Origin of the sequence: Sphingomonas hankookensis, assembly GCF_022664465.1 — a bacterium.
GTDB lineage: Bacteria > Pseudomonadota > Alphaproteobacteria > Sphingomonadales > Sphingomonadaceae > Sphingomonas > Sphingomonas hankookensis.
The window spans coordinates 862908-888252 of record NZ_JAKREV010000001.1 but is presented as its reverse complement, the minus strand read 5'-3'; the positions used below and the strand labels follow the sequence as shown (position 1 = coordinate 888252).

General features: G+C 66.6%; 22 protein-coding genes. 14 read left to right on the top strand and 8 right to left on the bottom strand.

The window, feature by feature from the left end; genetic code table 11:
- From MF610_RS04240 to cyoA, 5 genes are read right to left on the bottom strand one after another with little or no spacing between them, the layout of a single operon-like run.
- On the bottom strand, positions 1–699 hold the full coding sequence (locus tag MF610_RS04240; protein ID WP_242192990.1) for an SURF1 family protein: 699 nt from the start codon (positions 697–699) through the stop codon (positions 1–3).
- Entirely contained in the window at positions 696–1097 is a 402-nt protein-coding gene (gene cyoD, locus MF610_RS04235) for a cytochrome o ubiquinol oxidase subunit IV (RefSeq protein WP_242192989.1), read from the bottom strand. The genes MF610_RS04240 and cyoD overlap by 4 nt, the downstream gene beginning before the upstream one ends.
- The gene (gene cyoC / locus MF610_RS04230) at positions 1097–1726 is read right to left on the bottom strand and encodes a cytochrome o ubiquinol oxidase subunit III (RefSeq protein WP_242192988.1); all 630 of its coding nucleotides are present in this window, start codon (positions 1724–1726) and stop codon (positions 1097–1099) included. Before cyoC ends, cyoD begins: the two co-directional genes overlap by 1 nt.
- A 5-nt stretch (positions 1727–1731) precedes the next feature.
- Complete coding sequence (gene cyoB, locus MF610_RS04225; RefSeq protein WP_242192987.1) at positions 1732–3732, bottom strand: cytochrome o ubiquinol oxidase subunit I; 2001 nt, start codon at positions 3730–3732, stop codon at positions 1732–1734.
- 11 nt (positions 3733–3743) lie between these two features.
- Positions 3744–4892: a ubiquinol oxidase subunit II gene (cyoA, locus tag MF610_RS04220; protein WP_277923839.1), complete on the bottom strand. Its 1149-nt coding sequence runs from the start codon at positions 4890–4892 to the stop codon at positions 3744–3746.
- 131 nt (positions 4893–5023) lie between these two features.
- Between cyoA and MF610_RS04215 the strand changes: the two genes are divergently transcribed.
- The 4 genes from MF610_RS04215 to MF610_RS04200 all read left to right on the top strand — a co-directional run bounded on the left by MF610_RS04215 (position 5024) and on the right by MF610_RS04200 (position 9212).
- Positions 5024–6352, top strand: a complete 1329-nt coding sequence (locus MF610_RS04215; protein ID WP_242192985.1) for an MFS transporter — start codon at positions 5024–5026, stop codon at positions 6350–6352.
- A gap of 8 nt (positions 6353–6360) precedes the next feature.
- Positions 6361–7611, top strand: a complete 1251-nt coding sequence (locus MF610_RS04210; RefSeq protein WP_242192984.1) for a S1 family peptidase — start codon at positions 6361–6363, stop codon at positions 7609–7611.
- A 153-nt stretch (positions 7612–7764) separates the two neighbouring features.
- On the top strand, positions 7765–8478 hold the full coding sequence (locus MF610_RS04205) for an NUDIX domain-containing protein (protein WP_242192983.1): 714 nt from the start codon (positions 7765–7767) through the stop codon (positions 8476–8478).
- The gene (locus MF610_RS04200; protein WP_380870633.1) at positions 8475–9212 is read left to right on the top strand and encodes an extensin-like domain-containing protein; all 738 of its coding nucleotides are present in this window, start codon (positions 8475–8477) and stop codon (positions 9210–9212) included. The genes MF610_RS04205 and MF610_RS04200 overlap by 4 nt, the downstream gene beginning before the upstream one ends.
- A 34-nt stretch (positions 9213–9246) precedes the next feature.
- Here MF610_RS04200 and MF610_RS04195 read toward each other — a convergent pair whose 3' ends face one another.
- Positions 9247–9798, bottom strand: a complete 552-nt coding sequence (locus MF610_RS04195) for a hypothetical protein (protein ID WP_242192981.1) — start codon at positions 9796–9798, stop codon at positions 9247–9249.
- Positions 9799–10143: 345 nt separating this feature from the next.
- Between MF610_RS04195 and MF610_RS04190 the strand changes: the two genes are divergently transcribed.
- A complete protein-coding gene (locus MF610_RS04190) occupies positions 10144–10722 on the top strand; it encodes a CHAP domain-containing protein (RefSeq protein WP_242192980.1) in 579 nt (192 codons plus the stop codon).
- Positions 10723–10779: 57 nt separating this feature from the next.
- On the opposite strand, the gene msrB is transcribed toward MF610_RS04190, so the two are convergent.
- Positions 10780–11265, bottom strand: coding sequence for a peptide-methionine (R)-S-oxide reductase MsrB (gene msrB, locus MF610_RS04185; RefSeq protein ID WP_242192978.1), 486 nt, complete (start codon positions 11263–11265; stop codon positions 10780–10782).
- A gap of 178 nt (positions 11266–11443) precedes the next feature.
- On the opposite strand from msrB, the gene MF610_RS04180 reads away from it, so the two are divergent.
- From MF610_RS04180 to MF610_RS04160, 5 genes are all read left to right on the top strand, one after another.
- Complete coding sequence (locus MF610_RS04180) at positions 11444–13120, top strand: DEAD/DEAH box helicase (RefSeq protein ID WP_242192976.1); 1677 nt, start codon at positions 11444–11446, stop codon at positions 13118–13120.
- A gap of 643 nt (positions 13121–13763) precedes the next feature.
- Entirely contained in the window at positions 13764–15467 is a 1704-nt protein-coding gene (rpsA, locus tag MF610_RS04175; RefSeq protein WP_242192975.1) for a 30S ribosomal protein S1, read from the top strand.
- A gap of 167 nt (positions 15468–15634) precedes the next feature.
- Complete coding sequence (locus tag MF610_RS04170; RefSeq protein ID WP_242192974.1) at positions 15635–15913, top strand: integration host factor subunit beta; 279 nt, start codon at positions 15635–15637, stop codon at positions 15911–15913.
- Positions 15914–15962: 49 nt separating this feature from the next.
- Positions 15963–16940, top strand: coding sequence for a right-handed parallel beta-helix repeat-containing protein (locus MF610_RS04165; protein ID WP_380870632.1), 978 nt, complete (start codon positions 15963–15965; stop codon positions 16938–16940).
- 47 nt (positions 16941–16987) lie between these two features.
- Entirely contained in the window at positions 16988–18217 is a 1230-nt protein-coding gene (locus MF610_RS04160; RefSeq protein WP_242192973.1) for an alpha/beta hydrolase family protein, read from the top strand.
- A 75-nt stretch (positions 18218–18292) separates the two neighbouring features.
- Here the strand turns inward: MF610_RS04160 and MF610_RS04155 are convergent, their stop codons facing one another.
- A complete protein-coding gene (locus MF610_RS04155; RefSeq protein WP_242192972.1) occupies positions 18293–19957 on the bottom strand; it encodes an alkaline phosphatase family protein in 1665 nt (554 codons plus the stop codon).
- Positions 19958–20009: 52 nt separating this feature from the next.
- Between MF610_RS04155 and MF610_RS04150 the strand changes: the two genes are divergently transcribed.
- From MF610_RS04150 to MF610_RS04135, 4 genes are all read left to right on the top strand, one after another.
- Positions 20010–22028, top strand: coding sequence for a protein-disulfide reductase DsbD family protein (locus MF610_RS04150; RefSeq protein WP_242192971.1), 2019 nt, complete (start codon positions 20010–20012; stop codon positions 22026–22028).
- Positions 22029–22107: 79 nt separating this feature from the next.
- Entirely contained in the window at positions 22108–23589 is a 1482-nt protein-coding gene (locus MF610_RS04145) for a circularly permuted type 2 ATP-grasp protein (RefSeq protein ID WP_242192970.1), read from the top strand.
- Between the two features lie 7 nt (positions 23590–23596).
- A complete protein-coding gene (locus MF610_RS04140; RefSeq protein ID WP_242193592.1) occupies positions 23597–24529 on the top strand; it encodes an alpha-E domain-containing protein in 933 nt (310 codons plus the stop codon).
- The gene (locus MF610_RS04135; RefSeq protein ID WP_242192969.1) at positions 24529–25314 is read left to right on the top strand and encodes a transglutaminase family protein; all 786 of its coding nucleotides are present in this window, start codon (positions 24529–24531) and stop codon (positions 25312–25314) included. The genes MF610_RS04140 and MF610_RS04135 overlap by 1 nt, the downstream gene beginning before the upstream one ends.
- The last annotated feature ends 31 nt before the right edge of the window (positions 25315–25345 follow it).

Below are 25345 nucleotides of genomic sequence, written 5' to 3'. Positions count from 1 at the left end.
TTACGCCCGTGGTTCGCGCCGTACGACCCACCATGTCATGCCCGCGAGCAGCGCAGCGAGCCCGAACCAGGTGAGGGCATAGACGAGGTGGCTGTTGCGGAAGGTGACGACGGTCAGCCCACCGCGCGGCCAGCCCTTGCCCGACGTCGCGGCGGCATCGATGAAATAGGGGGCGGTGTCGGTCAGCCCACGCTTGGTGGCGATCGCAGCGACATCGCGCGAATACCAGCGGTCGGCGGAGGGGTCGTTGCGGCGCAGGAAACCGCCCTCGGGCTCGGTAATGCGCAGGAGTCCGCGGACGGTGACGGTGCCGGGGGGCGGCGCCACCTTGCCGCGCTGCTCGGGGGGCACGAAGCCGCGGTTGACGAGCACGGTGAAGCGCCCGGTATCGAGCGGGGTCAGGACCCAGAAACCGCCGCCCAGCGCGGTCGCGGCCTGGGTATAGGTGTCGGCTTGCGGCCGGTAGCGCCCGGTCGCGACGACGGGACGATAGACGTCGTTCCCGGTGATCCCGTCCCATGCCGATGGCGGCGGGGCGGGGACGGGCGGGGAGCGCAGCATCGCCTCGGTCCGCTGGATCAGGTCCAGCTTCCACGCCCGCCGCTGCAACTGCCACACGCCCAGCCCGATCAGGCCGGCGATGACGCATCCGATCAGGGTCCCGATCAGGATGCGTCGGATCGGCCGGGCGCTGCTCACATCGCGCTCATGTCCCCGGACATCTGGGGCATCATGTTCACGTTCATATGGTACATCACCCACAACGACCCGGCGAGCACGATAACCACGAGGATGACGGTGAAGATCAGCGCCATCAGCGTCCAGCCATTCTCCGACTTGGTGTTCATGTGCAGGAAGTAGATCATGTGGACCACGATCTGCACGACCGCGCAGAGCGTGACGATCGCCGCGGTGATCCGCGTGTCGGCAAAGGCGTTGGTCATGACGAGCGCGAAGGGGATCGCGGTCAGCACCACCGACAACAGGAAGCCGATGACGTATTCACGGCGCGAACCGTGCGAAGGCGCATCGCCATGGCCGCCATGGCCGTGATCGGCCCCGTGGCCGTGCGCGTCGTGATGTGCGTGGCCGGCCATTACAGCACTCCCAGCAGATAGACGAAGGTGAAGACGCCGATCCAGACGACGTCGAGAAAGTGCCAGAACAGCGACAGGCACATCAGGCGACGCATGTTGGCGGCACCCAGGCCATGCTTGGCGACCTGTACCATCAGCGTCGTCAGCCAGACGATGCCGAAGGTGACGTGCAGCCCGTGCGTGCCGACCAGCGTGAAGAACGCCGACAGGAACGCGCTGCGCTGCGGCCCGGCGCCTTCGTGGATCAGGTGGCTGAACTCGTACATTTCGATGCCGAGGAAGCACAGGCCGAACACGCCGGTGATGGCGAGCCAGCGCAGCGTGGCGGCCTTCTTGCCTTCTTCGGCTGCGATCATCGCGAAGCCGTAGGTGATCGACGAGAACAGCAGCATCGCGGTGTTGAGCGCGACGAGCGGCAGGTCGAACAGCTCCTTGGCGTCCGGGCCACCCGCGGTGCTGCCCGAATAGACGCCATAGGAGGCAAAGAGCATGGCGAAGATAAGACAGTCGCTCATCAGGTAGAGCCAGAAGCCGAGCATCGTGCTCGACCCGGCTTCGTGCTCATGTTCTTCCGCGAGGTGGTAGGCGCGTTCGGACGCGCCTGCCGGGACTTGAACCGACGAACTCATGATCCTTATACCCCCGCGGCCTGGAGGTCGGCAGTGCGCTGCCGCTCCGTTTCGATGACTTCTTCGACCGGAATGTGGAAGTCACGGTTGTAGTTGAAGGTATGGTAGATCGCGACGCCGATCACCGCGACGAACGACAGCGCCGCCAGCCACCAGATGTACCAGACCATCGCCAGACCGAAGACGGTCGAAATGCCGGCCAGCACGATCCCCGCCCAGGTGTTGCTCGGCATGTGGATGGCGGTGAAGCCTTCCGTCGGCCGGGCATATTTGTGCTCCTTCATGTCGTACCACGCGTCCATGTCGTGGACGACGGGCGTGAACGCGAAGTTATAGTCGGGCGGCGGCGACGAGGTCGCCCATTCGAGGCTGCGACCGCCCCACGGATCGCCGGTGAAGTCGCGCAGCTTGTCGCGGTTCATGATGCTGACCGCGATCTGCACCAGGAAGGCGGCGATGCCGACCGCGATGATCGCGGCGCCCACGGCGGCGATGATGAACCAGATCTGCAGGCTCGGATCGTCGAAGTGGCGCAAGCGACGGGTGATACCCATCAGCCCCAGCACATAGAGCGGGGTGAACGCGACCCAGAAGCCGACGAACCAGCACCAGAAGCTGACCAGACCCCATTTCTTGTCCAGCTTGAAGCCGAACGCCTTGGGGAACCAATAGTTGATGCCGGCGAACATCCCGAACACCACGCCGCCGATGATGACGTTGTGGAAGTGCGCAACAAGGAACAGCGAGTTGTGCAGCACGAAGTCGGCAGGCGGCACCGCGAGCAGCACCCCGGTCATGCCGCCGATCGTGAAGGTCAGCATGAACGCGATCGCCCACAGCATCGGCAGCTCGTACCGGATGCGACCGCGATACATGGTGAACAGCCAGTTGAAGATCTTCGCGCCCGTCGGGATCGAGATGATCATCGTGGTGATACCGAAGAACGAGTTTACGCTCGCCCCCGAACCCATGGTGAAAAAGTGGTGCAGCCACACCAGGTACGACAGGATGGTGATGACCAGCAGCGCGTAGACCATCGACGTATAGCCGAACAGCCGCTTGCCCGAGAAGGTCGACACGATTTCCGAGAACACGCCGAATGCCGGCAGGATCAGGATGTAGACTTCGGGGTGGCCCCAGATCCAGATCATGTTCACGTACATCATCGGGTTACCACCCAGCGTGTTCGTGAAGAAGTTGGTGCCGACATAACGGTCGAGCGACAGCATCGCGAGCACGGCGGTCAGCACCGGGAAGGCGGCGACGATCAGGATATTGGTGACCAGCGCCGACCAGGTGAAGATCGGCATCTTCATCAGGCCCATGCCCGGCGCGCGCATCTTCACGATGGTCGCGATCAGGTTGACGCCGGACAGCAATGTCCCGACGCCCGCCAGCTGGAGCGCCCATATATAATAATCGACCCCGACGTCGGGCGAATAATCCAGCCCCGACAGCGGCGCGAATGCCAGCCAACCGGTGCGCGCGAACTCGCCGACGAACAGGCTGGCCATGACGATCACGACGCCGGAGGCGGTCATCCAGAAGCTGAAATTGTTGAGGAAGGGGAAGGAGACGTCGCGCGCGCCGATCTGCAAGGGAACGATGTAGTTCATCAGCCCGGTGACCAGTGGCATCGCCACGAAAAAGATCATGATCACGCCGTGCGCGGTGAACACCTGGTCGTAATGGTGCGCGTTCAGGAAGCCTTCGTTCTGGCCGAACGCCATCGCCTGCTGCCCGCGCATCATGACCGCGTCGGCGAAACCGCGCAGCAGCATGACGATGCCGAGGATCATGTACATGATCCCGATCCGCTTGTGATCGACCGTGGTGAACCACTCTTTCCAGAGATAGCCCCACAGCTTGAAATAGGTCAGCGCCGCCAGCACCGCCGCGCCGCCAATGGCGACCGCGATGAAGGTCATGACGATGATCGGTTCGTGGATCGGGAAGCTTTCGATCGTCAGGCGACCGAAGATCAGCTTGGTCAGGGTTTCGGACATGATCTCTCGTCTCAGCCTTGCGCCGGAGCGGGGCGGCCCGGCATCGCGAACGGTGCGATGCGGGTCATGTTGCGGTTGGCGTCGCTGCCGGGTTCGGCGGCGCCGGGAGCGGCCTTCGACCCTTGCGGCGCATCGCCGCTGCTGTGCGGGCTGACGCCATAGTCGGACGGTGCCTTTTCCAGCGCGCCCTTGGTGCGCTCACCTTCCTGCGGCAGGCGGCTGTTGACCGCCGAGCCGTGGCCGCCATGGCCCATGCTTTCGGTCATGCACGGCGTACCGGGCTTCACGCACATCTGGACGATGCGGTTGAACAGGCCCGGTTCCACCCCGGCAAAGCCCATCGGCGGCACCTTCTCGCTGGGTTTTTCCAGTTCGAGGTAGCGCTGGGTGTCGAGCCGGTTCGGCATCGCCTTCACGCCCGCGACGAATTTGTCGAAGCCGGCGGCGTCGGTGCTGGTCGTCTTGAAGTTCATGTAGGAGAAGCCGGCGCCGCTATAATGCGCCGACATGCCTTCGAACGTACCGGGACGGTTCAGCACGGCGTGCAGCTTCGTCTCCATGCCCGGCATCGTATAGATCATGCCGGCCATCGCGGGGACGTAGAAGGTGTTCATCACCGACGACGACGACAGGCGGAAGCGCACCTGGCGATCGACCGGCACGACCAGTCGGTTGACGGTGGCGATCCCCTGCTCGGGATAGATGAACAGCCATTTCCAGTCGAGGGACACGACCTGGATTTCCAGCGGCGCATCGCGCGGCGTCTCAGGCTTTTCCGCGGAAATTCGGCCGATCGGGCGATAGGGGTCGAGCAGGTGGGTGCTGATCCACGTCAGCGCGCCCAGCGCGATGACGATCAGCAGCGGCCCCGACCAGATGACCAGTTCCAATGCGGTCGAATGGTCCCAGTTCGGCTTGTACGTCGCCTTCTCGTTGCTCGCGCGGTATTTCCACGCGAACCACACGGTCAGCGCCATGACCGGCACGATGATGAGGAGCATCAGGCCGACCGAGATCATCAGGACGTCGGCCTGCTGGCGCGCAACGTCGCCGGCGGGATTGAGCACGACCATGTTGCAACCACCCAAGAACGGCAGAGCCGCGAGAGGCAGGAGCGAACGCAGTGGCCGGTGCCACGGAAGCGAGCGGGGCAGGATCATGGCCGCGCCCTATGCCTGTCGATGCTGCACTGCGATAGGACATTTTGTCCTATCCCCGCGTTTGGTGCATTGCGATAACGGGCGCATATTCAGTCTTATCGCGCGCCCGTCGCGCAGCTCTTGGAGTCCCTATGGCCGAGGCCGTCCATTCCCGCGAGATCGAGGCCGACGCTCGCGCCGTCAACCGTGGCGACGGCGAGGTGAACGTCCAGTCCGAAGAGATCGCCATCGGCGTCATCATCGGGCGCACGTCGGAATTCTTCGACTTTTTCGTGTACGCGATCGCATCGGTGATCGTGTTCCCGCAGCTGATGTTCCCCTATGTCGACCGGCTGACCGGCACGCTCTATTCGTTCGCGCTGTTCCCGCTGGCGTTCTTCGCCCGGCCGCTGGGTACGCTGCTGTTCATGTGGATCGACCGGCGGCATGGCCGCGGGACCAAGCTGACCATCGCGTTGTTCATGCTCGGCACCGCCACCGTGGCGATGGGCTTCCTGCCCGGCTATGCGCAGGTCGGCGCGTGGTCGGCGATCCTGCTGGCGGCGCTGCGCATCCTGCAGGGCATTGCGCTGGGCGGGGCATGGGATGGCCTCGCCTCGCTGCTGGCGCTCAACGTGCCGCAGGACCGGCGTGGCTGGTATGCAATGATCCCGCAGCTCGGCGCGCCGCTGGGCCTGATGGTCGCCAGCGCGCTGTTCGCGTTCTTCACCGCCTATATGAGTGCCGAGGATTTCATCAGCTGGGGCTGGCGCTATCCGTTCTTCGTCGCGTTCGCGCTGAACGTTGTCGCGCTGTTCGCACGGCTGCGCATCGTCGTGACGCCCGAATATACCGCGCTGTTCGAGAATCGCGAACTGAAGGCGTCACCGGTGCTGCCGACCGTCGGTCGCGAATGGAAGACGATCGCAATCGGCGCGCTGGTGCCGCTCGCCAGCTTCGCGCTGTTCCACATGGTCACGGTGTTCCCGCTGTCATGGATCTTCCTGTTCACCGAACAGGAAATCGCCCGCTTCCTTTGGATCGAGACCGCCTGCGCGATCTTCTTCATCTTCGCGATCGTCATCTCGGGCGTGCTGGCCGACCATGTCGGACGCCGTACCCTGCTGGGCTTCGGCGCAATCGCGATCGCACTGTTCTCGGGCCTCGCGCCGCTGCTGCTCAATGGTGGCGATGCCGGTGAGATCGCGTTCATGATCACCGGCTTCATCCTGCTCGGCCTGTCGTTCGGCCAGTCGTCGGGGACGGTGGCGTCGAACTTCGCCAAGGATTCGCGCTATACCGGCGCGGCGCTGACGTCGGACCTTGCATGGCTGTTCGGGGCGGGCTTCGCGCCGCTGGTCGCGCTGGCGCTGGCGGGCAAGCTGGGGCTCTTCGCCTCGGGCCTGTATTTGTTGTCGGGTGCGGTCGGTACGCTGGCGGCGCTGGCGCTGAACAAGGAACTGGCGCGGCGGCTCGATTGAGTTTTTCCGTGCTGCGGCAATTGGTGGCGGCGCTTGCGCTGGTGGTGGGAACCCCCGCCATCGCGCAGGACGCCGCCACGGTCGTTTCGAGCGAAGCGGCATTGGCACAGGATGCTGCCGAGGTAGCGCGGGTGCGCGGGATCGACGCGACCGCTGCGCTGCGATTGCTGAAGGCACAGGCGGCGAGCGTATCCGCGACCGAATGGGTCGAGGGGCAATATCGCGATCGGCTGTCCGGGATATCGATCGAGCGCGACGGCGCGGTCACCGTGCTGCTGACCGGCAGGCAACCGGTTGCCGATGGCGAGGTGCGCGACGGCGATATCGTCGTGCCGATCCGCTTTCGCACCGGGGCGAAGGCGACGCGCACCGAATTGCTCGGCGCGATCGCGGCGCATCAGGCGGCGATCCGTGCGATGCTGGTACGGCCACCGGCAATGGGGGTCGATGCGCGGCGGGGCGAGTTGTTGGTCCTGGTCGGCGCGAGCGATGCAGCAGGGGATACCGCGGCGCTGCGGCGGCGGATCGAGGATTTGGCCGGCGTGCCGGTGCGAATCGCGACGACGGGACGGCCCGACCTCGATCTGGCGGGTGAGGTCGTCGGCGGATCGCGGTTGATCGGTCCCGATCCGATCACCGGGCGGCGCTATTTCTGTACGACCGGCTATGTCGTGACCGACGGTGCGCAGACCGGCATCGTCACCGCGGCGCATTGCCCCGATACGCTGGAGCATATCGCGAAGGACGGCACGCGCACGCCGCTGACCTTTATCGGCCAATGGGGCTGGGGGTTTCACGACGTGCAGGTCAATGCCAGCCCGGAGGCGACGTTGCCGCTGTTCCATCCCGATGCGGCGCGCACCGCGCTGCGTCCGGTCGAGGGGCAGCGCAGTCGGGTGGGCACGCGGGTCGGCGATATCGTGTGCCACCGTGGCGAGAGCAGCGGCTATAGCTGTGCCGAGGTCGAGATGGTCGACTTCGCGCCGTCGGGCGATCTGTGCGGCGGGCCGTGCCTGCCGACCTGGGTTGCAGTGGCGGGGCCGGGGTGTCGCGGCGGCGATAGCGGCGGGCCGGTGTTCATCGGCACGACCGCGGTCGGCATTGTGAAGGGCGGCAGCTATCGGCCTGACGGGTCGTGCGTTTCCTATTATTATATGTCGCTGGACTATCTGCCCAACGGATGGCGGCTGGTGCGGTCGGTGCCGCCGGATACACCTTCAACTGTCATTCCCGCGCAGGCGAGAATCCATATGCGCTGACGTTCGTGCAAGAGACGCTATCATAGGGGTTATGGATTCCCGCCTGCGCGGGAATGACGATCGTACTCGGCTTGGGTTTCGTTAGGCGAACATAGTCAGGTATCGCGCAATCGCGGCCTTCACAGCGACGCCGGTTGCCCCCAAGTCGTTCCCATGACGCCTGCCATTCCCGCCGCCACGTTGATCCTGCTGCGCGACCGTGCCGTCGGGCCGCCCGAAATCCTGATGGTCGAGCGGGCGGCGGCGATGGCGTTTGCCGGCGGCGCGCTGGTGTTTCCCGGTGGGCGGATCGACCCCGGCGACGAAGCGTTGGCGCTGGTGATGGGCGATGGTGATCTGGCACCGCGACTGGCCGCGATCCGCGAGACGATAGAGGAGGCGGGGATCGCAATTGGCGTCGCCGGCGACGTGGACGCGATGCGCGCCAGACTCGCGCAAGGGGCGACGATCGGTGAGATCGGGCCGGTCGATCCGTCACCGCTGATCCCCTATGCCCGCTGGCGGCCCGAGCATATGCCGGTGCGGGTGTTCGATACATGGTTCTTCGTCGCGCGCCTGCCCGACGACGCGCCCGCCGCGGTCGTCGATGCGACCGAGAATGTGCGGACGCTGTGGACCAGTGCCAGGGATGCGCTCGCGGCGGCGGACCGGGGCGATGCGGCGCTGCTGTTCCCGACGCGGCGGGTGCTTGAGCGATTGGCGCAGCATGACGATGTCGCGGCGGTGCTGGCCGATGCGCGGACGTGGCCGGTGCGGACGATCACGCCATGGCTCGAACGGCAAAGCGATGGCGACTGGATCCGTATCCCCGACGATCTCGGCTATCCGGTGACGGGCGAGCCGGCAACGCGGGCGGTCCGCGGGTGAAGGCGTTGTCGACCGGCATCCGTACCTTGGTCTGGCTGGCGATCCTGGCGGCGATCGCCTTTGCGCTTTATGCCTTTACCCGCAGCCGGCCGCAGGATGTGCCGTGGACCCCGCTCGACCTGTCGCAGCCGATCGGCATGTTCACCCGCGGCAAGATCGGCGACCTGCGCGGCGACTTGGCCGGGTGCCGCGCGCTGCTCGACGGAGCGGGGGTGCGCTATACCGCGCTGCCGCCGCGCGATGGGGCGGGGCAGTGCGGCTATGACGATGCGGTGCGGCTGCGCGGCGGCGGATCGCGCACCATCGCGATCACGCCGGACGTCGGCGTGTCGTGCCGGGTCGCGACGGCAATGGCGCTATGGGAATGGCAGGTGGTGCAGCCCGCCGCGCAGAAGCATTTCGGGCAGGCGGTTGCGCGCATTCAGAATTTCGGCAGCTATAACTGTCGGCGGATGTACGGCCGCGATACCGGAGCGTTCAGCGAACATGCGACCGCCAACGCGCTCGACATCGCTGCGTTCGTGCTGGCCGATGGGCGCCGGATCAGCGTCGTCGGCGATTGGACCCCGGGGCAGGGGCGGGACGATGCCGCCAAGGCCGCGTTCCTGCGCGAGGTACGCGACGGGGCATGCGGCGTGTTCTCGACCGTGTTGTCTCCCGACTACAACGCCGCGCACCGCGACCATTTCCATTTCGACCAGGCGGCGCGCGGGTTCGGCGGGGCCTGTCGCTGACATGACTTTTCCGGAGGGCGGTACCGCTCATCCATCAATGCATCGGTGCGCCGGCTTCGACCTTTTCGACCCATGCCGGATAGAAGGCCGGTTGCCGCATCGACCAGCCCGACGCGGTCGCCGCGGCCTCGCTGAGCGATTGCAGCAGCTTGCGACGCAGCTCCGGGTGGAGGTGCGGCAGCGCGGCCGAGGCGCAGAAGGCGGCGGGCAGCCATGGCCGCGCCTCGGCGCCGACCAGCCGTTCGTAGAGGAAGCGATAGGCGCCGAACGTCGTCAGCCGCCCCTGGCCGAGATCGAACGCGGTCACCAGCAGCAACGGCGTCATGAACGGCTCGATCGCATCCAGCCCGCTATCGTCGGGAATGCAGGCGCGAATGTCGGGCAGGCGGTCGTAGATCCGCGCCTGGGCACGGATGCTCGCTGCCTCCACCACGTCGCGCGACCAGCGGCGCATCGCGTCATCGCGGTCCAGCCCGATGTCGAGCGCGCGGCGGATATACCGCTGCGTCGATGCCGGAAAGGTCGCGAACTCCTTCATTTCCGCCAGCGTCATCGCGCCTTCTGCCGGCCGCCGTGCAATCGCCATTCTTCTGAACTCCCCGCCCATGGCTTCTAACAACCGGATATTGCCGGATAATGGTTAACGGCTTGCTGAACGAAACGCGGCTCGTCCGGTTGATGACATATTCGATCACGGACCGTTTTGCATTGCAACATTGTACCCACACGGTTCGTCGCATTCCGCAGCGCCTGTGGTTTTCGGGGCAAATTGGGAGGGGGAAGGAACGGCACGGATCGGTTCATCCGCCGGTCATCGCCGCGCAAACACGGTTCGTCGGAAAAGGTTCCCCTGCGAAGTGCGGTGGGGTTTCCGTGTGTATCAAACCCTGCTTCATGCCGCTTACGACATTCGTGGGGCCGTGGGGGTCAGATGAAGTTTGGTGCTGTTGCAGCGCGTTTCGCGCTGGTGGTTTCGTGCGCTCTGGCGATGGTGGCTCCGGCCCAGGCCCGCTTCTGGCAATGCGCGCCCTATGCCCGCGAAATTTCCGGTGTCGAAATCTTCGGCAACGCCCACACCTGGTGGGGTCAGGCCTCGGGCAAGTATGAGCGCGGCCATGCTCCACAGGAAGGCGCCGTCCTGTCGTTTGCCGCCACCTCGAAAATGCGCCTCGGCCATGTCGCGATGGTGTCGAAGGTCGTCAGCGAGCGTGAAGTGCTGCTGACCCATGCCAATTGGTCGCGCCGCGGCGGGATTGAACGCGATGTCCGTGCGATCGACGTATCGCCGGCGGGGGACTGGACCGAGGTCAAGGTGTGGTTCGGCCCGGTCGGCGGGCTTGGCACCTCGGCCTATCCGACCAACGGCTTCATCTATGCCAAGCACGCGCCGCGCGCGACCGAACTGAACGCACCGCTGGTCATTGTGAAGACCGATCCGCCGGCACCGATGCCGGGCGGCGGCGGCGTGCAGTCGGCGCAGGCGCGGATAGTCGTCGCACTCAACGACTGATCCTCCGTCACCCCATGTAAAGGCCCGCCGCAGACGATGCGGCGGGCCTTTTGCGTTTCATGCCGGGCGAAAGGTCATCGCGACGCCGTTCATGCAATAGCGCTTGCCGGTCGGTGGCGGCCCGTCGTCGAACACATGGCCGAGATGCCCGCCGCAGCGACCGCACAGCACCTCGGTTCGCGACATCATCAGCGACCGATCGGTGCGGTTCACGACCGCGCCGTTGCGTGGCGCGTAGAAGCTGGGCCAGCCGGTGCCGCTTTCGAACTTGGTCGTCGACAGGAACAATGGCTGCCCGCAACCGGCACAGGCAAACACGCCCTTATGCTTTTCGTCGTTCAGCGGGCTGCTATACGGCCGTTCGGTCCCTTCCTGCCGCAGCACGTTATATTGCGCGGGGGTCAACCGCGTCTTCCACTGCGCATCGGTCAGCTTGAACGGGAAGTTCGGCGCGGCCTCGCTCTCGGAGGGAGCACAGCCGATCAGGGCGGCCAGTCCCGACAGGCCGGTCAGTTCGAGCAGGCGGCGGCGATCGATCGACATGGGGGAATCCTTTCGGATGCCATGTGGTAGGTGCGGCGAATAGTCACAACGGCTGGGTACGCCAGCCGACCAACGCCGGCCCACAAATGAAAGTCTTTTGTCGGATTCGGGTTCGCCGACATGCTAAACCGGCGCTGCGGCCTTGCCGTGGCCGCAATTTGGGGCCATTTGGCGAATTATGCCTTTTTCGACGTTGCCCGAACCGCTCGCCGCGGCGCTATCCGCGCGCGGCTATGAAGCCCCGACCGCTGTGCAGGCGGCCGTCCTGACGCCCGACGCCGAAGGGCGCGACCTGCTGGTATCCGCGCAGACCGGGTCGGGCAAGACCGTCGCCTTCGGCCTCGCCATCGCGCGCGACCTGCTCGACGCCGAGGACAAGATGCCGCGCGCTGGCACGCCGCTGGCCCTCGCCATTGCCCCGACGCGCGAACTGGCGTTGCAGGTCGCGCGCGAACTGCTGTGGCTCTATGGTCCGACCGGGGCGCGCATCGTGTCGTGCGTCGGTGGCATGGATGCGGCGCGCGAACGCCGCAACCTGAGCCACGGCGCGCATATCGTCGTCGGCACGCCGGGGCGTCTGCGCGACCACCTCGAACGCGGCGCGCTCGACCTGTCGGGGCTGAAGGTCGCGATTCTCGACGAAGCCGACGAGATGCTCGACATGGGGTTCCGCGAGGACCTCGAAGGCATCCTCGACGGCACGCCGGCGGAACGCCGCACGCTGCTGTTCTCGGCAACGCTGGCCAAGCCGATCGTGGCGTTGGCCAAGCGCTATCAGAAGGACGCGTTCCGCATCGACACGCGCGAAGCGGAGCGGGGCCATGGCGACATCAGCTATCAGGCGATGACCGTCGCGCCGAACGATATCGAGAATGCGGTCGTCAACCTGCTGCGTCTGCACGAGCCGGACACCGCGTTCCTGTTCTGCGCGACGCGGGAGGCGGTGCGGCACCTGCACGCGAATCTGGTCGAGCGCGGGTTCGATGCGGTGGCGCTGTCAGGCGAACATTCGCAGTCGGAGCGCAACCATGCGTTGCAGGCGCTGCGCGATCGCCGCGCCCGCGTCTGCGTCGCGACCGACGTCGCGGCACGCGGCATCGATCTGCCGTCGCTCAGCCTCGTCGTCCATGTCGAGCTGCCGCGCGATGCCGAGGCGCTGCAGCACCGCTCGGGTCGTACCGGCCGTGCGGGCAAGAAAGGCATCGCCGCACTGATCGTGCCGTATCAGCGCCGCCGCCGCGTCGAAGGGCTGCTGCGCGACGCCAAGATCAACGCCGAATGGATCGGTGTGCCGACCCCGGACGAAATCCATGCCGCCGATCGCGAGCGGTTGCTCGCCAAGCTGGCCGAACCGGTCGAATTCGACGAGGCCGATGTCGAGCTGGGCGCGCGCCTGCTGACCGAGAAGACGCCCGAGGATATCGCGGCGCTGCTGGTCCGCGCCTATCGTGCCAAGCTGCCGGCACCAGAGGAACTGTCGGCGGGTGGCGCACCCGAACGCCGCGAGCGTCCCGAAGGGCCGCGTCCGGGGTTCGAGGATACGGTGTGGTTCCGCATGAATGTCGGCCGCCGGCACAATGCCGATCCGCGCTGGCTGCTGCCGCTGCTGTGCCGCCGCGGGCACATCACTAAAGGGGAGATCGGCGCGATCCGCATTGCCAACGACGAGTCGGCGTTCGAGATTCCGAAGGCGATCGCGGGCAAGTTTATCGCATCGGTCAAGCGGACGGCGACGCCCGACGACGATCTGATGTTCGAGCAGATGTCCGGGCCGCCGGCGGCGCCGCAGCGTCGCACCAACGGCGCACCGCCGCGCCATGCCGCCAAGCCGTATCGGCCGGGGCGTCGGGGGTGATTTTAGTTTTGGCGTGACGAAGGTTTTTCACGCGAAGGCGCGAAGACGCGGAGTAGAAGGTAGATTTCGCGCAGAGGCGCGGAAGCGCAGAGAGGTTGCGTTTGCGGTGGCCGCTTGCCGCGTTGGCGGCCCGCAGCTTCTGGCACGGTTCAGTGGTGTGTTCCGCAAACCGACTTGAACGTCATCCCAGCGAAGGCTGGAACCTCTCGGTGATAGGTCTGGGCAGGAACTGGGGGAGGCCCCAGCCTTCGCTGGGGCGAAGCTTTAGGCTTCGCCGGACATACGGCAGTCGCCGCGAACGCAACCTCTTTGCGCCTCCGCGCCTCGGCGCGAAAACAATCATCTATTTTCTTCCTTCGCGTCTCCGCGCCTTCGCGTGAACCGACCTTCCTTCTGCTTCCTGAGTAGCCCCCAACCGTTGCACGCCCACGCGAAAACGCGTATGGCGCGCCGGTTCGACGAGCACAGACTCGCGAAGGCCGGGCGTGCGCGCCCGATTCCGTGATCGACGGGGCAAGCCTTTCGTGACGACATGGTCGCCGGATGCCGCGTGTCGTATTCGGCGCGCGCGGCAATCCCGGTCAAAGACCGCCGGACACAACCGGCCGGCCGGAAACATAGTGTACTAGGAACCACGTTCTTTATGGCCAGCATGGCAAATCCCACCCGTGATGATTTCGCGTCGATGCTCGACGACATGTTCGGTGCCTCGGAAAGCTTCGAGGGCCGTGTCGTCATCGGCACCGTTACCGGCATCGAAAACGACCTCGCCGTCATCGACGTCGGCCTGAAGTCGGAAGGCCGCGTGCCGCTGCGCGAATTCGCTGCGCCGGGCCAGAAGGCCGACCTGAAGGTCGGTGACGAAGTCGAAGTCTATGTCGACCGCGTCGAAAATTCGAACGGCGAAGCGATGCTGAGCCGCGACCGCGCCCGTCGCGAAGCCGCGTGGGACAAGCTGGAAACCGAATTCGCCAAGACCGCGCGCGTCGAAGGCGTGATCTTCGGCCGCGTGAAGGGTGGCTTCACCGTCGACCTGTCGGGCGCCGTGGCGTTCCTGCCGGGTTCGCAGGTCGATATCCGTCCGGTGCGTGACGTCACCCCGCTGATGGACATCCCGCAGCCGTTCCAGATCCTGAAGATGGACCGCAAGCGCGGCAACATCGTCGTGTCGCGTCGCGCCGTGCTGGAAGAGACCCGCGCCGAGCAGCGTTCGGGCCTGATCCAGTCGCTGGCCGAAGGCCAGGTGATCGATGGCGTCGTCAAGAACATCACTGATTACGGTGCGTTCGTCGACCTCGGCGGCATCGATGGCCTGCTGCACGTCACCGACCTGTCGTACAAGCGTGTCGGGCATCCGTCGGAAGTGCTGAACATCGGCGACACCGTCCGTGTCCAGATCATCCGCATCAACCGCGACACGCAGCGCATCTCGCTCGGTATGAAGCAGCTGGAAAGCGATCCGTGGGATGGCGCCGGTGCGAAGTATCCGGTCGGTGCAAAGCTGTCGGGCCGCGTCACGAACATCACCGAATATGGTGCGTTCGTCGAACTGGAGCCGGGCATCGAAGGCCTGGTCCACGTGTCGGAAATGAGCTGGACCAAGAAGAACGTCCATCCGGGCAAGATCGTCTCGACCTCGCAGGAAGTCGACGTGATCGTCCTCGAGGTCGATCAGGACAAGCGCCGCATCTCGCTGGGCCTCAAGCAGGCGCAGGCGAATCCGTGGGAGAAGTTCGCGGAAGATCATCCCGTTGGTTCGACCGTCGAGGGCGAAGTCAAGAACGCGACCGAATTCGGCCTGTTCATCGGCCTGGACGGCGATGTCGACGGCATGGTTCACATGTCGGACATCGCGTGGGGGATTTCGGGCGAAGACGCGCTCAACCTGCATCGCAAGGGCGAGACGGTTCAGGCCGTCGTGCTCGCGATCGAGCCGGACAAGGAGCGTATTTCGCTCGGCATGAAGCAGCTTGAGCGTGGCGGCCCGGTCGCAGCGCAGGCGGGCGATCGCCTGAACAAGAACGCGATCGTGACCGTCACCGTGCTCGAAGTCCGCGACGCGGGCCTCGAAGTGCAGCAGGGCGACGATGGAGCGACCGGCTTCATCAAGCGCACCGATCTCGGCCGCGACCGCGACGAGCAGCGTCCGGAGCGTTTCCAGGTCGGCCAGAAGTTCGACGCGATGGTCACCGGCTTCGATCGTTCGAAGAAGCCGACCTTCTCGATCAAGGCGATGCAGATCGCCGAAGAGAAGCAGGCCGTGGCGCAGTACGGTTCGTCGGACTCGGGTGCGTCGCTGGGCGACATTCTGGGCGAGGCGCTGAAGGCTCGCGGCGAACAGAAGTAAGCCGCTTTTCTTTACGGACAACAGGAACGGGGTGCTCCATATCGGAGCGCCCCGTTTTTGCGTTCATTCGAAAGACGGATTGTTCCACCGGATAGATATAGGTTAGTGGCTGGCTCTGCCCGGATCGTACCGATCGGGGTGCAGGGTTTTGATTTACCGAGGGAATGATGATCCGATCCGAACTGGTGCAGCACGTGGCGCAGGAAAATCCCAACCTGCCGCTTCGCGATGTCGAACGGATCGTGGCGACCTTTTTCGACGCCATCACCGAACAGTTGCGCAGCGGCGGCCGTGTCGAACTGCGCGGCTTCGGTGCATTTTCGACCCGCGCGCGCGATGCCCGCACCGGCCGCAACCCGCGCACCGGCGAGGCGGTCGAGGTCGACGCCAAGCGCGTGCCGTACTTCAAGCCCGGCAAGGAAATGCGCGCGCGGTTGAACGTCTGACCCGTAGCGGGACGGATTTAGGCCCTTTCGCGCCCGTCATCGCTGGCGCATGTCGGTCGCCGAACCGATGAAGGACCGGCCGATGATCGCTGCCCGCTTGTTCCTGCCCGCCGCGCTGGTGCTGGCGGTATCGCCGCTGCCCGCGCAACAGCGCAGCGCCCCGTTCGTGATCGAGCAGACGGGCGAGGGATATTCAACGATCGACGCCGCGGTGACGGCGGTGCGCGACGGGACCGCGACGATCCTGATCGCGCCGGGGACCTATCGCGACTGCACGGTGCAGACCGGCGGCGACATCACCTTCCGCGCACGGACGCCAGGGACCGTGATCTTCGACGGCGGCGCGTGCGAGGAGAAGGCGACGTTCGTGCTGCGCGGGCGGCGCTCGACGGTCGACGGCATCGTGTTCCGCCGCATCCGCGTGCCAGACGGCAATGGCGCCGGCATCCGGACCGAGATCGGCGACCTGACCGTCACCAATTCGACCTTCCTCGACAGTCAGGAAGGCATATTGGGCGGCAATCCCGACGGGCAGCAGCGCATCACGATCGACCGGTCGACCTTTGCCGGGCTGGGGCAGTGCGACGAGACGACCGACTGCTCGCATTCGGTCTATCTCGGCAATAACGGGTCGATCACCATCACCCGCTCGCGCTTCGAACGCGGCACCGGCGGCCATTATGTGAAGATCCGCGCGCCGCGGATCGAGATCACCGATTCGAGCTTCGACGACAGCCGCGGCAACAAGACCAACTACATGATCGACCTGCCCGAAGGGGCGACCGGGCTGATCGCGCGCAATACCTTCGTCCAGGGCAAGGCGAAGGAGAATTGGACCGGCTTTATCGTCGTGGGTGCGGAAAAGCATACCTTCCCGGCGCGCGGGCTGCGGGTCGAGGACAACGACGCGCGCCTCGCGCCCGGCATGGACAAGAGCCCGGCGTTCGTCGCGGACTATACCGGCGATGGCGTGGCGGTCGGCGCGAACCGATTGGGGCCGGGCGTGCGCAAGTTCGAGACGCGCTGAGCGATTTCGCTTCGATCCCGGCGGGACCGGCGGTAGCCTGTTCGCCTATGCATCACCGTTTCACCATCGCCGCGTTCTTGATCCTGCTGGCGACGCCGGCACTGGCCGAGCCGCGGCAGTCGCCGCCGGTACGGTCGCTCAACAAGCTATCGAACTGGGTCGGGCAACCCGATGCCGCGCGGCGGAGCGACGCGCCGGTCCTGCGCCGACCCTTGTCAAAGGCCGAGGCGGAGGTAGCCGTCGACCTGTTGGCGGCGGCGCGAAGCCGAACCGTTGCGGCCGCAGACCGGCAGGCGATGGCGGGACAGGCGATCACGATCGGCGATCGGACGCTGCGCTGGGAAAGCCGCCGGTTCGGCGATGCGCCGTTCGGCAAGCGCAGCCTGTGGATATCGATGCACGGCGGCGGCAACGCCGCGCCGGCGGTCAACGACCGGCAATGGCACAACCAGATCGGCCTGTATGCGCCGGCGGAGGGCATCTACCTCGCGCCGCGGGCGCCGACCGATACGTGGAATTTGTGGCACGAGGCGCATATCGATCCGCTGTTCCAGCGACTGATCGACGTGCAGGTCGCCATCAACGGCGTCGATCCCAACCGGGTATATCTGCTCGGCTATTCCGCGGGCGGCGACGGGGTGTGGCAGCTGGCGCCGCGCATGGCGGACCGCTTCGCGGCGGCGGCGATGATGGCGGGGCATCCGAACGAAGCGGGCGTGGCGTCGTTGCGCAACCTGCCGTTCGGCATCTTCATGGGCGGAGCGGATGCCGCCTATGACCGCAACCGGATCGCGGCGGAAAAGAGTGCCGAGCTCGCCCGGCTCCATGCGGCCGACCCCGATGGCTATGTGTCGATGACGCGGATCTATCCCGGCCTGCCGCACTGGATGGACCGCAAGGATGCCGAGGCATTGCCGTGGATGGCCGGCTTCACGCGCAATCCGTGGCCCAGGCGGATCGTGTGGGTGCAGGACGATGTGACGCACGATCGCTTCTACTGGCTGCATCTCCCCGATGCCGCGGCGGCGAAGGCCGGCGACCGGATCGATGCGGCGGTCGCGGGGCAGACGATCACGCTGACCGGGACGGTGCCGGCGGGGACGATCGTGCGATTGTCGGACCGGCTGGTCGATCTGGACAAGCCGGTGCGGGTGGTCGTCAACGGGCGCAAGGCGTTCGCGGGCAAGGTGCCGCGGACCGCGGCGCCGATCGTGACGTCGCTGGAGGAACGGCTCGATCCGGCGTCGGCGGCGACCGCGTTGGTGCGCCTCCCCTGAAGTCGGCGTCCGTCGAGCGAAGTTCTCGACGGACGCTTCCCGACAAGCTCGAAGCTGCTCGAACCGGACGGGTGGTTAGCGGCAGGTCGTGCCTTCGCCCGGATCGAGGTCGAGGCAGCGGCCGTCGATCTCGCCTTTGGGTACGGGCAGGCGGATCGTCGCCGCCAGCGTCGGCAGGATGTCGACCGTCTCGACGCCGAACGGTTCCTCGAACCCGCCTTGCCCCTTGCGCCAGAACAGGATCGGGACGCGGCGGTCATAGTCCCAGAAGCTGCCATGCGTCGCGACCGAACTGCCGACGACCGGGTGCGGCAGGGTCAGCACGCGCGGCTTCATCGCCACTAGCAGGTCGCCCGAGCGCGGCGGGTAGTAGGACGCACGGGCACGCTCGATCAGCGACCAGGTTTCGGGCGGGGTGTTCGGCACCGTCGTCGCCATCACCTGCGCACGGGTGAAGACCGCCTGCGTCTGCGGGTGGGCCATGAACATCGCGATCGCCTCTCGCTCGACCGCGGCCTTTTGCGCTGGGGTCAGCTTGATGTCGTACCACACGTCGCCGTTCACGCCGCCGAACAGGACGGGGCCGGCGATGCCGAGCTTCCGTCCGATGGCCGTGCCGATGCCCTCCACCGTGAAGTCGCCATCGAGGCGGACCGCATCGGGTACGGCGTGGCTGGCAAGGCGTTCGCTGGCGTCGCTGCCGCCATGGTCGGCGGTCAGCACGACCTGATAATCCACGCCTGTCGCATCGAGCACCTTGAAGAATTCGCCAAGGCTCTGGTCGAGCGAGGTGAGCTGCAGGCACATCTCGCTGCCTTCGGTGCCGTAACCATGGCCGACATAGTCGGTGGCGGAGGCGCCGATCGAGATGATGTCGGTCTGCGGTCCCTGACCCAGCTTCATGTCCTGGATCAGGCCGGCGGCGAGCGCCAGGACCGCGGCGTCATATTCGGGCGAGCGGCGGAAGCCGGCGATATCGCCCGCAGCGCGTTCGAAGCGGCCAGTGCCGATCGTCTTGTCGCCGACGCGCACCGCGCGCGCCAGCGGCTGGCAGAAGGTCGGGAGCGTCATCGCGGGCTGCGGCGTGGCGATCTGTTTGGCGACGGCGGCGTTGGCGCGGGCGACGACCGGCGGCATCTTGCGCCCGGCATAGCTGGTGAAGCCGTCCTTGCCGAACCACCACAGTTCGTCGACCTTGTGCCCGCCCATCATCACCGCCGCGCGGTCCTTGCCCGCGACCGAGACGACGCGGGTGCGCGGATCGGCGGCCTTCATCCGCTCGCCCAGCGTCGGCACCATCAGGTGGGTGTCGGAGACGGTATAGTCCTTGAAGGTCGAACCCGCGACGCGTTCGTCCTCGGCGCAATAGACCTTGTGGTCGGGGCGGGTGTTGTTGCGCTGGTCGATCCAGTCGTTGGCGATGATGCCGGTACGCGACGGGCGGGCGCCGGTCAGGATCGTCGAATGGCCCGGGCAGGTTTCGGTCGCGGCATGGCTCTGATAGCCCGACGGAAATACCGCGCCCTGCATCATCCGCGCGAAACCGCTGGTGAAGCGCGCGCGATATTCGGCGAACAGGTCGGCGGAGAATTGATCGACCGAAATCGCGACGATCAGCTTGGGCGGCGTCGCCGGATAGGTCGGCGGCACGGGCAGGTCGGCCGGCGCCGGTGCGGCGGTCTGGGCGATCGCGGGGGTGGCGGACGCCAGCAACAGCGCGGCGAGGGAAACGAGACGCATCGGGTACTCCGCGGACGGTGCATCCGTCCCGGAACTCCGCTACTCCGCGTCCATGACAGCGGCAAGAACACTATGGTGTCGAATCGTCCTGCTCGCCGCGCTGCTGTGTGGCGCGTGGCCGGCGATGGCGCAGGTGCCGGGGCAGCGGCACGTCCAGATGCGGATCGTGGCCGAAAGCGATACTCCCGCGGCGGGCACCAATGTCGGACTCGCGCTGGTATCGGTACCCGATGCCGGCTGGCATGGGTATTGGCAGAACCCCGGTGCGGTGGGGACGCAGCCGCGGCTCGACTGGACGCTGCCCGCCGGGGCGAGCGTCGGCGATCTGCGCTATCCGGTGCCCGAGCGACTGACCGTCGCGGGCATCATGAACTATGTCTACGAACGGCCATGGACGATCCTGACCGAGCTGCGACTGCCCGCAGGCCTTGCGAAGGGCAGCGTGGTGCCGGTGCGCCTCGCCATCGATTATCTGGTCTGCACCCGGGAAATCTGCGTGCCGGAAAAGGCGGTGCTGTCGACCGACCTCACCATCGGCGACGGGGCGATCAAGCCCGAACGCCGCGCCGCGTTCGATGGCTGGCGCCGCGCGCTGCCCAAGCCGCTGGGATCGCCGGCATTGTTCCAGGCGGGTGAGCCGCTGCGGCTGCGCGTGCCGTTCCCGGCGACCCAGGCGATCGGCGACCCGTATTTTTTTCCGCTGACCGAGAATGCGATCGATTACGACGCGGCCCAGACGATCCGGCGCGACGGCGATGCGATCGTCATCGAGACGAAGGGGACCGGCAAGCCCGCGTTGATCGAAGGCGTGCTGGCGACCGGCCCGGGGCAGGGGTTTGCGATCCGCGCCACCCCCGGCGTCGTTGCTGCGCCCGCCGAACCCGCGCCGGTCCGTGCCGCGCTGCTGGCCTTTGCCGGGGCGTTGCTCGGCGGGTTGCTGCTCAACATCATGCCGTGCGTGTTCCCGATTCTGAGCCTGAAGGCGCTAAGCCTTGCGCGATCGGGCGAATCGGCGGTGCACGCGCGGGCGGAGGGCGTTGCCTATACCGCCGGGGCCGTCGTCACTTGCATGGCGCTGGGCGGCATTCTGCTGGCGATCCGCGCGGCGGGGGTCGCGGCGGGATGGGCGTTCCAGCTTACCGATCCGCGGGTCGTGCTGTTGCTGCTGGTACTGACCGGCGGGATCGCGCTGAACCTTGCCGGGCTGTTCGAACTTCCGACGCCGCAGGTCGGCACGCGGAACGGACGCGGCGGGGCGTTCGCGACCGGTGCGCTGGCGGCATTCGTCGCGACGCCATGTACCGGGCCGTTCATGGGCGCGGCGCTGGGGTCGGCACTGGTGCTGCCGCCGGTCGCGGCGATGGCGGTGTTCGCCGGGCTGGGGTTCGGTCTTGCGCTGCCGTTCCTGCTGCTGGGGTTCGTGCCCGCGCTGCGGCGGCGGTTGCCCAAGCCCGGCGCGTGGATGGATGTGTTTCGCAAGGCCCTGTCGGTACCGATGTTCCTGACCGCGCTAGCGCTGGCATGGATTTTGGGGCGGCAGGCCGGCGTCGACGGCATGGCGCTGGGGCTGAGCGCGCTGCTGCTCGCCGGGCTGGGGCTGTGGTGGACCGGGCGGCGGCAGTTGCGCGGGCGCGACCGGGCGTGGTGGCCGGGGATCGCCGCGCTGCTGCTCGCGATCGGTACGGCGACGCTGGTCGAACGCGCGCCGCCCGCCGGCGCGGCGGCGACCGGGATTGCCGGGGCGGAGCCGTTCAGCGAGGCGCGGCTGGCGGCGCTCAGGGCCGAGGGCAAGCCGGTTTTCGCCTATTTCACCGCCGACTGGTGCCTGACGTGCAAGGTCAACGAACGCGCCGCGATCGAGACGCGGGCGGTGGGCGATGCCTTTCAGAAGGGCGGGGTGAAGGTGCTGGTCGGCGACTGGACCGATGGCGACCCGGTACTGGGCCGCTTCATCGAAGCGCATAACCGCGCCGGGGTACCGCTCTATCTCTATTATGCGCCGGGCAAGGGGGAGGCGCAGGTGTTGCCGCAAGTGCTGACCGCGGCGACGCTGACCGATCTGGTATCGTGATCGTATAAAGCCGCTTGCCTCCATCCATTTCGCAGCGCAGCATAGGGAGCGTTTACCGTCAGGTTGCGTTGGAGGACGGATGGGGCAGGCGTTCGACGAAATCTGGGGACATGGCGGGCCGGATCATCCGCGCACCGACCTGGCGGCACTGGCACGATGGATGCGCGGGGTGCCGCCCCATGAGTTGAAGCGCCGCCTGCAATCCGCCGAAGCGACCTTTCGCCAGCTGGGCATCACCTTCGCCGTCTATGGTGACAGCGAGGCGGCGGAGCGGATCATTCCGTTTGATATCGTGCCCCGGGTGTTCATGGCGGATGAGTGGGCGCGGCTGTCGCAGGGGTTGATCCAGCGGACGCAGGCGATCAACGCGTTCCTCGACGATATCTATGGCGAGCGTCGCATTTTGAAGGCCGGCGTGCTGCCGCCCGACCTGATCTTCGGCAATGCGCAGTTCCGGCCGGAAATCGCCGGCATCCGTCCACCGCACGGCGTGTGGGCGCATATCTGCGGCATCGATCTGGTGCGGACCGGGCCGGACGAGTTCTACGTGCTGGAGGACAATGCCCGCACCCCGTCGGGCGTGTCGTACATGCTGGAGAATCGCGAGGCGATGATCCGGCTGTGCCCCGAACTGTTCCGCAATTTCCGCGTGGCGGCGGTCGACAGCTATCCGGACCGGTTGCTGGAGACGATGCGCTCGGTCGCCCCGCCGGGCGCCGGCGCGCATCCGACCTGCGTCGTGCTGACGCCAGGTCACTTCAATTCGGCCTATTACGAACACAGCTTCCTCGCCGATTCGATGGGGGTCGAGCTGGTCGAGCCTGCCGACCTGCTGGTCGACGACGACGTGGTGTGGATGCAGACCATCGCCGGGCGGGTGCGGGTCGACGTCATCTATCGCCGGATCGACGACGACTTCATCGATCCCGTCGTGTTCCGCCCCGAATCGCTGCTGGGCGTGCCCGGACTGATCTCTGCCTATCGCGCGGGCAATGTCGCGCTGGTCAACGCGCCGGGCAACGGCATCGCCGACGACAAGGCGATCTACAGCTACATGCCCGAAATCGTCCGCTTCTATGCCGAGGCCGAACCGCTGCTGCCCAATGTCGAGACATGGCGTTGCCGCGAGCCGCAGGCGCTGAAATACGTCCTCGATCACCTCGACGAAGTGGTGGTGAAGCTGGTCGACGGGTCGGGCGGCTATGGCATGCTGGTCGGCCCGACCGCATCGAAACAGGAGATCGAGGATTTCCGCCGCGCGCTGATCGCCGAGCCGCAGCGCTATATCGCGCAGCCGACGCTGGCGCTGTCGACCGTGCCGACGCTGACCGAGCAGGGGCTGGCGCCGCGCCATGTCGATTTCCGCCCGTTCGTGCTGACCGGTGCGCAGACGGTGCAGGTGGTGCCCGGCGGACTGACCCGCGTCGCGCTGAAGGAAGGATCGCTGGTCGTCAATTCCAGCCAGGGCGGTGGGACCAAGGACAGTTTCGTGCTGATGGACGACGCTCCGGTACAGTCGCAGACGATGGGCGGCATGACCCAGTCGCAGGGAGGACGCTGACATGGCGATGCTCTCGCGCACTGCCGCCTCGCTCTACTGGCTGGGGCGCTATGTAGAACGCGCCGATTTCCTCGCGCGGCTGGTCGAGGCGACGGTGCGGCTGGATGCGCTGTCGTCGCGGCCGGCGGGCGATGCGGCATGGGCCAGCGCGCTGGCGGTCAGCTACACCGAGGACAGTTTCGCCGCGACCGGCGAGGCGGTCGGGCAAGGATCGGTCGCCCGCTTCCTGACCTGCGACCGCAGCCATGCCGGATCGATCCTGTGGTGCCTCGACGCCGCGCGCAACAATGCGAAGGCGGTGCGCACCGCGCTGACCCGCGACGCATGGACCGCGATCAACCGTGCGTGGATCGTCTTCAACGCGCCGCGCGGCGAGGAGGGCGAGGATATCCTGAACCTGGTCGAGGCGATCAAGGCCGAGGCGCGCGGGTTCGAAGGTGCCGTCCAGCGGATGATGAAGAACGAGGCGACGTGGTTCGTCCAGCTGGGTGCGGCGATCGAGCGCGCCGACAACACCGCGCGGCTGATCGACGTCAAATATCACCTGCTGCTGCCCGAAGGCGAGGCGGTCGGCGGTGCGATCGACCGCGATCAATGGACGACGATCCTGCAGACGGTATCGGCGGTCACCGCCTATCGCTGGCTGTATAGCGAAGGGTTGAAACCGGCGAACGTCATCGAACTGCTGCTGTCGCGTGGCGAGGTGCCGCGCAGCCTGGCGGCGTGCGTCGACGAAACGGTCGAGATGCTGAACATGCTGGGCAAGCGCACCGGCTTTCAGGGCGAGGCCGACCGGATGGCCCGCGCCCGGCTGGCGCGGATGCAGAAGACGCGCGCGCACGAGGTCATCGTCAGCGGCCTGCATGAATATCTGAATGCCTTCATCCGGGAGAATGCGATGCTCGACGCCGCGATCGCCCGCCAGTTCCGTTTCATCTGATGCGGCTGTCGGTCCACCACGAGACGCGGTATCGCTTCACCGAACCGCAGGCGCGCATCGTCCAGCTGCTGCGCCTCTTTCCCGCCGATACCAGTCACCAGACGGTGGTGAACTGGCGGATCGACGTCGATTGCGACGCGCGGCTGCGCGACAGCATCGACGGATACGGCAACATCACCCGCATGCTCTATGCCGAAGGGCCGGTCGAAACGCTGCTGCTGACCGTGTCGGGCGAGGCGTTGCTGACCGAGGATGATGGCCCGATCAAGGGAACGGACGAACCGTTTCCGCCCGAGCTGTTCCGCCGGGTGACGTCGCTGACCCGCGCCGATGCGGTGATCGAGGGGCTGGGGCAGGGCGATGACCTGCCCGCGATGACCGCGCTGGCGGCGGCGATCCACGCCCGCTGGTCGCTCGACCGACGACCGACGCCAACGATCCGCACCGCGATTGAGGCGGCGGGCGACGAGCGGCTCGGGCCGCGTGACATGGCGCAGATCTTCATCGCCGCTGCGCGGGCGCGCGGTGTGCCGGCGCGCTATGTGTCGGGATACAGCCTGTCGGGTGATGACGAGCGCCGCACCGCCGCGCCGCATGCGTGGGCCGAAGCCTATGTCGCCGGCGGCTGGTATGCGTTCGATCCGGCGATTGGCGGGCGGTCGGGGCTGGACCATGTCCGGGTCGCGGTGGCGCTGGATGCGGCCGGTGCTGCGCCGATCGCCGGCGTGCGGATGGGCGCCGGCGAGGAGGAACTGGACGTGGATGTGAGAGTCGAGGGCGCCTAAATCTTCCCCGTCACGGGGCGGGGGACCATCC